Below are 9,008 nucleotides of genomic sequence, written 5' to 3'. Positions count from 1 at the left end.
CGGTTGTCGGGTTTGGGGGATGCCGATTCCGCCCCGAGGCGAAGGTTTTTGTCCGTTGCTTTCGATAGCCTTTGCATGGTCACAGTGCGGGCACCGGCTACGAGTGCCAATCTGGGGTGTGGGTTCGACGTGTTCGGATTGGCATTGGAACGTCCCGCCGACATCGTTCGGGTCGAACGAGCGGAGGAGACGACGATAGAAGTGACGGGCGTTGGGGAACAGTACATCCCGACTGAACCGCCGAAGAACACGGCGGGCGTCGTCGCCGAGGAACTCGGGACGCCCGCGCACATTCGGATCAACAAGGGGGTTCGACCGTCGTCGGGACTCGGGTCGTCCGCCGCCAGCGCGGCCGCCGCGGCCGTCGCCCTGAACGAACTCTACGACTGTGGGCTCACACGGCGCGAACTCGTCCGCGTCGCGGCGGAGGGCGAGGCCGCCGTCTCGGGCGAAGCCCACGCGGACAACGTTGCGCCGTCGATTCTCGGCGGGTTCACGATGGTCACTGACGACGCCATCACGCAAGTCGAGGCGTCGATTCCTGTCGTCGCCTGCCTGCCGGAAATCGTCGTCTCGACGCGGGACGCGAGGCGCGTCGTTCCCCAGTCGGTGGACATCGACGAACTGGTCGATACCGTCGGGAACGCCGCGACGCTCACCGCGGGGATGTTCCGTGACGACCCGGAACTCGTCGGAACGGGTCTCGAAGACGGTTCGGTCACCGGGTCGCGGGCGTCGCTCATCGACGGCTTCGACGCGGTGCGAACCGCCGCGCTCGACGCCGGTGCGACGGGCGTCGCGGTCAGCGGAGCCGGACCGAGCGTCCTCGCCGTCTGTCACGACGACGGGCAGAGCGCGGTTGCGAGCGCGATGTTGGACGCGTTCTCCGACGCCGACGTGGAGGCGCGCGCCTATCCGACCGCCGTCGGGGGCGGAGCGACGATAGAACGTCGGTGAGTCCGTGAGTCGGCGGGTCGGTGGGTCAGTGGGTCGGTGGGGTTGAGGAAAACGGAACACCCACGGTTTCTCGTGAAAATGGTTCTCGTATGATGAGTCGTGACCGCTGTCCCGACTGCGACGTCTCGCTCGAACCGGTCAAGTTCGGCATGAAGAAACACCCGGACCACCGGATTCTGGCGACGAACCCGTGCGGCGAACAGCCGCTCGAAGAGTACGAAGCTTGCAACCTCGGCCACATCAACCTCTCGACGCTCGCCGACCTCGACGCCCCCGACTGGCGCGTCTGGTACGACGAGAACGGCGACAACTACGGGTCGCTCTCGGAGGCCGTCGACGCCTTCCTCCGCGAGGGCATCGACTGGGAGGAGTTCGACCACCGCATCGAGTACGGCACCCGCTTCCTCGAAAACGTCGTCACGATGTCCGACTTCCCGGTCGAGAAGATAGAACAGAAGGTCCGGGACATGCGCAAAATCGGACTGGGAATCATGGGACTGGCCCAGCTGTACATCCAACTCGGCGTCCGCTACGGCAGCGAGGAGGGCAACGAGATTGCAAAGCAGTTGATGACCCACATCAACCACGAGTCCAAGTGGGCCTCCCACGAACTCGCCGAGGAGCGCGGGTCGTTCAACGACTGGGAGGACTCAAAGTACGCGAATCCGACCGAGTACACCGAGTGGTTCGAAAAGCAGACCGGCCTCGATGCCGAGAAGTGGAAGGACGGCTTTGCAGTCCGCAACCACAACACGACCACCATCGCGCCGACGGGCACCACCTCGATGGTCGGCAACACCACGGGTGGCTGTGAGCCGATTTACAACGTCGCCTACTACAAGAACGTCTCCGACGACGTGCAGGGCGACGAGATGCTCGTCGAGTTCGACGACTACTTCCTCCGCACGCTGGAGGCGAACGACATCGACGTGGACGCGGTGAAAGAAGAGGCCCAGACGCAGATGGCGAACAACGAGTTCTCCGGCGTCGAAGGGCTGGAAACCGTCCCGGACGCCATCGGCGAACTGTTCGTCGTGACGGGCGACCTCACCGGCAAGCAACACGCCGCGGTGCAGTGTTCCTGTCAGCAGGGGGTTGACTCGGCCATCTCGAAGACCTGCAACTTCCCGAACTCCGCCAGCAAGGAGGACATGGACGAGGTGTACCGCTACATCTACGACCACGGCGGCAAGGGCGTCACGGTTTACCGCGACGGCACGCGCTCGAAGCAGGTGCTCACCACGCGCGCCGACAACGCCGAGTTCGCCGACGAGGAGGAGGCGGCGGAAACCATCGTCGAGCAGATAGAGGAAGTCTTCGGCGGCGTCGAAGGCTTCATCGAGAACGAGGACGTGCAGGCCGCGCTCGGCACCGAACTCGACGACCTCGTGGGCGAGGGCGTCACGGGTGGCGCGTACGCCCAAGAGCGTCCCCGGCCCGATGTGCTCCACGGCGTGACTCAGCGCGTGGACACCGGCTACGGCAAGATGTACATAAACATCAACGAGGACGAGAACGGCGAACCGTTCGAGCTGTTCGCCACCATCGGCAACTCCGGCGGGTTCACCAACTCCTTCACGGAAGCGTTGGCGAAGGTCATCAGCTACGCGCTCCGCAGCGGCGTTGACCCGAACGAAATCGCCTCCGACCTGCAGGGCATCCGCAGTCCGAAGGTCGCGTGGGACAAGGGCGAGCAGATTAACTCCATCCCGGACGCCATCGGCGTCGCCATGCGGCGCTACCTCGACGGCGAAATCGAGAAGGCATCCTACCCGCAACAGAAGACGCTCGAAGAGACGGCCGACGACACCGAAGCCGACGGCGGTGCGGTGGAGACGGAGACGCAAAAGGACGCCTCGCAGTCGCTCATCGACGCGGGCGAAAGCCCCGAGTGTCCCGAGTGTGGCTCGCTCTCGCTGTACTTCTCGGAAGGCTGCAAGACCTGCGAGTCGTGTGGCTGGAGCGAGTGCTCGTAAATAGCATCCGAAGGAACTAGTCGATTTTCCGCTTCTCCTGCTCTTCTATCCTTCTTCTCTCCGTTTTTCTCGATTCCGCGTCCCCGCTACTTCACCGTCACCCACGTCAGGAACACGAGCGCGACGAGTTGGAGCGCGCGGAGCACCAGCACGGCCTGCTGAACCGCCGGGTCGCCGGAGTAGAACATCTTCATGCCGAAGAAGTAGTAGATAGCGACGGCGTTCTCGGCGAGCATCACGAGGGCGAAGGCAAGCAGGCCGAGGACGAGCGAGGTGCGGAACTTCAGATAGCTTCGCACCCACACGGCCACCAACACTGCCAGCAGGAGGATGTTCACGACCGCGAGTCCGCTTGCGAGTTGTATCGAGTTCATTCTATCTGCTCCATTATCTCCTCGAACGCGTCCCGATGGTGTTCGAACCGGTCGGTGAGAAAGTAGAGTTTCCCGTACTCGTTGTCACCGGGCTCGACGACGCCGTGGTCAACGAGCATGTCGAGGTGGTGTCGAACCGTCTTGTACTCCACGTCGAGCGATTCCGCCAGCTGATTCGCGTTCCGTGGGCGCTCCGAGAGGGCGCGAATGATGCGCGCGCGGTTCTCACCGCCGCGCGTCGCCGTGAGTAGGTACCAGAGCGCCTTGTCCATCGAACGGTCACTTGGGAGAGGGTCATGCAGCCAGATATATCTACGGCTCGATACGCTCCGACACCCACCCGGACGCGCCGTTTGGATAGGCGTCCGTCTCGTTTGCGGACTGCAGATTTCCCTCTCCGTCCGTCGCTCTGACGACGACCTCGTGCGACCCCGACGGTTCGTAGGTGTGCTCCCACTGCCGCCACACGTCGGTTCCGGGAAGCGGTTCGGAGAGGCGGGCGTCGGTCCACGACGCGCCGCCGTCGGTGGACACCTCGACGCGTTCGATGCCGCGCGTCCCGGCGTATGCGTGCCCGCCGACTTGCACACGACCGTCGTCGAGGTGGTTGACGGCGTGCAGTTTGGCGACGATGTTGACCGGTCCCGTCCCGTGCCAGCCGCGTTTCTCCCAGTACCCCTCCGCCTCCCGTTCCAGCACTTCGATTTCGGTAATCCATTTGACGTTGATTTCGCCCCAGTGACCGGGAATCAGCGCCCGGACGGGGTGGCCGTGCGAGCGCGGAAGCGGGTTGCCGTTCATCTCGTAGGCTAAAAAGCCGTCTTCGAGCGCCGAGAGCGGGAACTCCTCGTAGTAGTCGTCCGCGGCGCGGAACATGACGCAACATTCGTCGGGCATCGTCGTTCCCTCGAACAGCGCCGAAATCGGCACCCCCGTCCAGAGCGCGTTGTCCATCTTCTTGCCGTTCAGCGATTCACCGACGCAGCGGAGTGTGATGAACCGGTGTTCCTCGGGCATCGATTCGAGGTCGTCGAGGGTAAAGCGCAGTTCCTCCTCGACGCCCCCCGTCACCCGGAGGTCCCAGTCTTCCGCGGACACCACCGGGTCCACGCTGTTGATGTCCACCTGATAGAACTCTTGGCTCACTAGCCCTTCGAGACCGTCGATGGAAAGCGATTTCGCGTCGGCTTCGTCGAGGAGCGACTCCACGTCAGCGCTGACTGGTCCCGTCTGCTTCGGCGCGTCGTCGCCCTTCCCGGACCCGAGCGCGCCGCCGACGGCACCGACCGCGACCGCCCCGGCGATGGCTCGGAGGATGCTCCGCCGCGTTTCCGAGACCGACTCCGTCTCCGTCGTACCGAATCGAGCCACCGCGACGACGAACCCGGCACCCGCTCCGGCGGCCAGCGCGGAACCGGGAGCGCCGGTCAACGCCAGCGCGGGTGCGACACAGAGGAGTCCGGCGACCGGCGCGGCGGGGAGGTCGGCGGTGTCGGCTATTCGCACGCCGACCGCCGCCGTCACCGCGAAGAGGAGCATGGTCAGGACGAGCGCCAGCAGGAACCCGAGTTGGTCGCCGAGGTCGCCGAGCGTCTGTATCGACCACGCGATGACGGCGCTGGGCGTCGTTGCGACCACGAAATCGCTGACCGGCGCGGCGACGAACGATGGGGTGAAGCCGACCACAGCGTACGACCCGGCGACGGCGGCGACGCCCGCGGCGAGGGCAACCGCTCCGTCGGCCGCCACGTCCGCGAGCGAGTTCGTGGGGGACTGTTCTGTGGTCATGGTTCACCGGTTCCGTGCGATGTACAGCGCGCCGCCGACGAGCGCGACGAGCGCGACCACGATGCCGAATCCGGGCAAGGAGGTGTCCGAGTTTCCGCCCTCCTCGCCGTCGTTCATGCCGTCGGTCGTGGTGTCACTCATGTTGTCATCGGTCATGTTGTCATCGGTCATTCCGTCGTCGGTCATCGTCCCGTCCGTCATGTTGTCGTCGCCCATGCCGTCGTCCATCGTCTCGGTTGTCGTCATCTGGTCATCGCTCGTCCCGTCGTCCATGGAGTCCGTCGTCGTGGTCATGTTGTCGTCCATGGTCCCGTTGCCCATCGTGTCCGTGGTGGTCGTCTGTTGCGCGAGCGGCGCGCTCGAAACGTCGTTCGCGGCCGTCGCCGCACTCACCGTCGCGGGAACGGCACAAATCATCAGTACGACTGCCAGCACGTGTATGCGTTTGAATCGCATATCCGAACCGACCGCTTCCCGTTAAATAGCCGTTTTTCGAACTCTCGCCCACTCTCTTCCGATTCTCTCCTACTCCCTTCCAAATCTCTTCCAACTGTGTGATGCTAACCGAATATGAGATGGCTGCAGAAAAACCGAGCGGCGACCCTACGCGACGCTCGCGGACGGAAAACGTGATACCGGTCGGGCGTCGTTGTTCCCCCATGGAGGAGACGCCGAAGGGACGGCCCTGTCCGCTGTGCGGTGCGTCGATGTTCCACCGCCACTGCAAGTACGTCTGCCCGCAGCACGGCGTCGTCTACGACTGCGCGGACACGTTCTACTAGTCGTCGATTGCGCGGACGCGTCCGACTAATCGTCGGTGACGGCGCGGTAGGCGGGTCCGGCCAACAGGAACAGTCCGCCGATACCGACGACGGCGACGACCGCCCAGTTCTTCCCGATTTCGTGGACCGAGAGCGTGTCGAGCGAGCCACCGGCGAGGACGGCGACGACCATCCACGGCACTTCCCCGATGGCGGTGCCGAGGAGGAACGAGCGGTCCGGGACGTTCGACAACCCGGCGGCGGCGGACACCGCGTCTGAGGGGGCGGGGACGAGCCGCGAGGCGACCATCCCGCGAAAGTCGCCGGTCGCGTCGAAGAATCGCTCGCCCGAGTCGCCGAGGCGACCGAACACTCCCGAATCGACGCGGAAGTAGCGCGCCGCGGCGAAGGGAAGGTAGGCGCTCATCACGGTTCCGCCGAGCGCGACCGGAAACCCGACGACCGGCCCGTACACGTAGCCGACCGCGACGGCGACCACCGTGGTCGGCCACGCGAACAGCGGTCGGACGAGGTAGACGCCGAGAAACAACCCCGCGGCGAGAAGCGGGTCGTGCGTCACGCGACGCACCCGCTGCAGGACGACTTCCGGCGAGAGGAGGACGCCAGCGACGACGACCAGCGCGACCAACCCCACTCCGGCCACCTGTCGTCTGTTCCCCGAGAATTCCATTCGACCCAAGGTAGCCCGAGGAGTGGCTAAGTTCTTTCCACCCGACCGCGCAACGTTTAATCCGCTTCACGCGAGATTCGTAGACGATGGAATCGGACGACGACCCCGTGGCGATGGGGGTCGAACTGTTGAGCAAGGTCGAACACCCGAAGCTGTCGGTCGCGGAAGCGGTGGACCGCATCGAAACCATCACGACCGACCCGACGACGACGCGGACGATTCTGGACGAGGCGGAAAAACGGGGCGTCATCGAGCGGGAAAATGGCATCATCCGCCCGACCGGTGGCGGGTTCGTCCGATTCGAAAGCCAAGTCGTGACCAAGGAAGGCGACTTCACCTGTCGGCGCTGTGGTACCGGCATCTCGACGGGGCACTTCATCAAACTCGACGCGGGCGAACTCGGTCCCTTCGGGTCGTCGTGCATCCGGAAGGTCACCGGTCGGGAGTGACGTCCCGTCCAACGACGGAGAGAAAACTTATCGACCGCGGCTGAGTTCGGAGATGAGTCGCTCTATCGTCTTCTGTTGCCGTTCGAGTAGCTCGTTCTGTCGCTCGACCGTCTCGGTGAGCGCGGCGAGTTGGGCCTCCACGGGGTCGTCCAGATTCTCGCTCGCCGATTCGAAGCCCGAGTCCGCGAAGACGGTTTCGTCCGGTTCCTCCTCGTCGGTCTGCATCCCGTCGGCTACGGTATTCGTCACGGTTCCGGAGCTGGCGGACGGCGAGTCTGTCGGTGTAGCTTCGGCGGCGACGGTCCCCGCTCCACCGCCGTTCACGCTCTCGCTTTCGCCGCCGAGCGGGTCGGCGGTCGGCGTTTCGACGATTTGTCCGCTGTCGTTCAGTTCGGGGGGATTCGCGTTGAGCGGTTCGACGCCGCCGCCGAACACGTCGTCGTCCTCCGCGAACGAGACGTTCTCGTCGGCGTCCGGTTCGGGGTCGTCGGGGACGACCGTCTGCTCGAATTCGGCGTAGCTTCCCACGTCGTGGTAGGAGAGCAGTCCCTGCTCGATTCGCTCGCGGACCTCCCGCGTTCGGTCGCTCGGGGTTTTGATGCGCTGCGGTCGTCCGTCCGCTTCGATGATGATTTGCGAGGAGACGTTGCCCTCCTCCACGTCGAGGCTCGTCACGTCCGCGAAGTGGAACTGCTCGAAATCCGTGTCCCAAATCGCTTCGCCGACGTGTTTTACCACGCGTGCGCTGGTGAGAACGAGCGTCAGTTCGCTGAACTGGTAGGTTTGGAGGACCTGTTCGTTCGAGTCGGTAACGCCCGCACCGTTCAACACGCCCGCGATGACGGGATGCAGGGCGTCGTGGAGACGCTTCGTCGGAATCTTGAACTTCTCGGTGCCGTCGATACCGTAATCGAGCGTGATGGTCGATTTTCGTCGCCCCTCGGACACCGTGATTCGCTCCGCGTCGTGCGGGTACTCCTCGACGGATTCGTCGCTGAGCAGGCCGTCAGCGCGATAGATAAGCGTCCGCGTCGGTGTCACGTAGAGGATGTCTTCCCCCCCCGAGGGGCACTTTCGCCGCGACGTGTTCGTCTCCGAGGCTGGACTGGACGATTCCCGGAATGCTCATGGTGGGAATGGTCAGGCCCATGTCTTAAAACCGATGGGTAGACACGACAGTGACAAAACTGGTGTCTTTTCGAACATATTTTGCGATATCGACCGCTCGAAATCGCGTGACGGGGTGGCAATGGACACTGTACAGTCCCGTATCATCCTCGATGGAGATGGGAACTTTAAAGAGTACCAGTTCCCTACCCGTAATCGAGCCCGGGTGGCTTAGCTGGACATAGCGCCGCACTCATAGGGTTCTGAGATTTGGCGCTCAGGCCTTGGAAGCCTCCCATGCGCCCGCGAGGCCCTGCCAGGTCTCGAATCTGGGACATGCGGAGATCGAGGGTTCGGAGCCCTCCCCGGGCATTTTCGAAATTTTCACTCCCGTAGTCGAACGGCTACTCCCGCAACGGTTACCATCACGCTCGTGGTGCGACCAACCAGCAGTACGTTTGCACGCTTCCGAACACCAGCGTCAGCGCGCCGTTTTCGACGAGTAACAGCGCGTCGTTACCCCACGCGTACTTCGTGCCCAGCGTGAGCAGGCCGAACAGTGTCGTGAGCAGTAAGTTGTATTTCGCCAGTGCGATCCAGCTCTCTTCGTCTAAATCAATGAGCAAGTCCCCACCCATACCGACTGCATGCGCTCCGAGGCGATAAGCGGGTGCTTGCGTATCGTCCAGAAACCGTCACCGCCGTCGAGAACGACGGCAAAAAAGTCCGCGTCCGTGTCCCGTCACCAATGACGGGAACCCGTCGGGAAGGGAATCAGGCGCTCAGGGGCGTGAGCGTTCGCTTCGCTTTCTTCTTCCCCGTCTTCTCCTTCCCCGAATCGGTCGAATCGTCGCCGGTTCGCGCTGCCGACCCCGATTTCACCGTGAGGTGGACCGATTCGACCG

At 63.8% G+C, this 9,008-nt stretch carries 10 protein-coding genes, 1 tRNA gene and 1 pseudogene; 5 read left to right on the top strand and 7 right to left on the bottom strand.

The window, feature by feature from the left end; translation table 11 throughout:
* The first annotated feature begins 75 nt into the window (after positions 1 to 75).
* On the top strand, positions 76 to 957 hold the full coding sequence (locus tag BG842_RS03280) for a homoserine kinase (RefSeq protein WP_069449666.1): 882 nt from the start codon (positions 76 to 78) through the stop codon (positions 955 to 957).
* 158 nt (positions 958 to 1,115) lie between these two features.
* Positions 1,116 to 2,933: pseudogene (locus tag BG842_RS03275) on the top strand (adenosylcobalamin-dependent ribonucleoside-diphosphate reductase); the annotation flags it as partial.
* A gap of 86 nt (positions 2,934 to 3,019) precedes the next feature.
* On the opposite strand, the gene BG842_RS03270 reads toward BG842_RS03275, so the two are convergent.
* From BG842_RS03270 to BG842_RS03255, 4 genes are read right to left on the bottom strand one after another with little or no spacing between them, the layout of a single operon-like run.
* Entirely contained in the window at positions 3,020 to 3,307 is a 288-nt protein-coding gene (locus BG842_RS03270) for a hypothetical protein (RefSeq protein ID WP_007983675.1), read from the bottom strand.
* On the bottom strand, positions 3,304 to 3,579 hold the full coding sequence (locus BG842_RS03265) for a winged helix-turn-helix domain-containing protein (protein WP_007983673.1): 276 nt from the start codon (positions 3,577 to 3,579) through the stop codon (positions 3,304 to 3,306). Before BG842_RS03265 ends, BG842_RS03270 begins: the two co-directional genes overlap by 4 nt.
* A gap of 40 nt (positions 3,580 to 3,619) precedes the next feature.
* Entirely contained in the window at positions 3,620 to 5,095 is a 1,476-nt protein-coding gene (locus BG842_RS03260; protein ID WP_069449665.1) for a molybdopterin-dependent oxidoreductase, read from the bottom strand.
* A gap of 3 nt (positions 5,096 to 5,098) precedes the next feature.
* Positions 5,099 to 5,551 (bottom strand): PGF-CTERM sorting domain-containing protein, encoded by a 453-nt coding sequence (locus BG842_RS03255; protein ID WP_069449664.1) that lies wholly within the window; start codon positions 5,549 to 5,551, stop codon positions 5,099 to 5,101.
* A 203-nt stretch (positions 5,552 to 5,754) separates the two neighbouring features.
* Here BG842_RS03255 and BG842_RS32425 point away from each other — a divergent pair, with 203 nt between their 5' ends.
* Positions 5,755 to 5,877, top strand: coding sequence for an HVO_2523 family zinc finger protein (locus tag BG842_RS32425; protein ID WP_256388496.1), 123 nt, complete (start codon positions 5,755 to 5,757; stop codon positions 5,875 to 5,877).
* 25 nt (positions 5,878 to 5,902) lie between these two features.
* Here the strand turns inward: BG842_RS32425 and BG842_RS03245 are convergent, their stop codons facing one another.
* Positions 5,903 to 6,547: a TVP38/TMEM64 family protein gene (locus BG842_RS03245; protein ID WP_069449662.1), complete on the bottom strand. Its 645-nt coding sequence runs from the start codon at positions 6,545 to 6,547 to the stop codon at positions 5,903 to 5,905.
* Positions 6,548 to 6,633: 86 nt separating this feature from the next.
* On the opposite strand from BG842_RS03245, the gene BG842_RS03240 reads away from it, so the two are divergent.
* Positions 6,634 to 6,996, top strand: coding sequence for a DUF5830 family protein (locus BG842_RS03240; RefSeq protein ID WP_069449661.1), 363 nt, complete (start codon positions 6,634 to 6,636; stop codon positions 6,994 to 6,996).
* Between the two features lie 27 nt (positions 6,997 to 7,023).
* On the opposite strand, the gene BG842_RS03235 is transcribed toward BG842_RS03240, so the two are convergent.
* Positions 7,024 to 8,037 (bottom strand): hypothetical protein, encoded by a 1,014-nt coding sequence (locus BG842_RS03235; RefSeq protein WP_254662863.1) that lies wholly within the window; start codon positions 8,035 to 8,037, stop codon positions 7,024 to 7,026.
* A 286-nt stretch (positions 8,038 to 8,323) separates the two neighbouring features.
* Between BG842_RS03235 and BG842_RS03230 the strand changes: the two genes are divergently transcribed.
* A tRNA-Met gene (locus BG842_RS03230) sits at positions 8,324 to 8,475 on the top strand.
* A 53-nt stretch (positions 8,476 to 8,528) separates the two neighbouring features.
* Here the strand turns inward: BG842_RS03230 and BG842_RS03225 are convergent.
* Entirely contained in the window at positions 8,529 to 8,741 is a 213-nt protein-coding gene (locus tag BG842_RS03225) for a hypothetical protein (protein WP_069449660.1), read from the bottom strand.
* Positions 8,742 to 9,008 lie beyond the last annotated feature (267 nt).

It is taken from the genome of Haladaptatus sp. W1 (genome assembly GCF_001723155.1).
Classification (GTDB): Archaea; Halobacteriota; Halobacteria; order Halobacteriales; family Haladaptataceae; genus Haladaptatus; species Haladaptatus paucihalophilus.
Note: the sequence above shows the minus strand (reverse complement) of the source record. Positions and strands in the feature narration are given on the sequence as shown.

Bases quoted from the DNA above. Each gene is read 5' to 3' on its own strand.
- BG842_RS03280 (WP_069449666.1), top strand. From the start codon at position 76: ATGGTCACAGTGCGGGCACCGGCTACGAGTGCCAATCTGGGGTGTGGG.
- BG842_RS03270 (WP_007983675.1), bottom strand. From the start codon at position 3,307: ATGAACTCGATACAACTCGCAAGCGGACTCGCGGTCGTGAACATCCTC.
- BG842_RS03265 (WP_007983673.1), bottom strand. From the start codon at position 3,579: ATGGACAAGGCGCTCTGGTACCTACTCACGGCGACGCGCGGCGGTGAG.
- BG842_RS03260 (WP_069449665.1), bottom strand. From the start codon at position 5,095: ATGACCACAGAACAGTCCCCCACGAACTCGCTCGCGGACGTGGCGGCC.
- BG842_RS03255 (WP_069449664.1), bottom strand. From the start codon at position 5,551: ATGCGATTCAAACGCATACACGTGCTGGCAGTCGTACTGATGATTTGT.
- BG842_RS32425 (WP_256388496.1), top strand. From the start codon at position 5,755: ATGGAGGAGACGCCGAAGGGACGGCCCTGTCCGCTGTGCGGTGCGTCG.
- BG842_RS03245 (WP_069449662.1), bottom strand. From the start codon at position 6,547: ATGGAATTCTCGGGGAACAGACGACAGGTGGCCGGAGTGGGGTTGGTC.
- BG842_RS03240 (WP_069449661.1), top strand. From the start codon at position 6,634: ATGGAATCGGACGACGACCCCGTGGCGATGGGGGTCGAACTGTTGAGC.
- BG842_RS03225 (WP_069449660.1), bottom strand. From the start codon at position 8,741: ATGGGTGGGGACTTGCTCATTGATTTAGACGAAGAGAGCTGGATCGCA.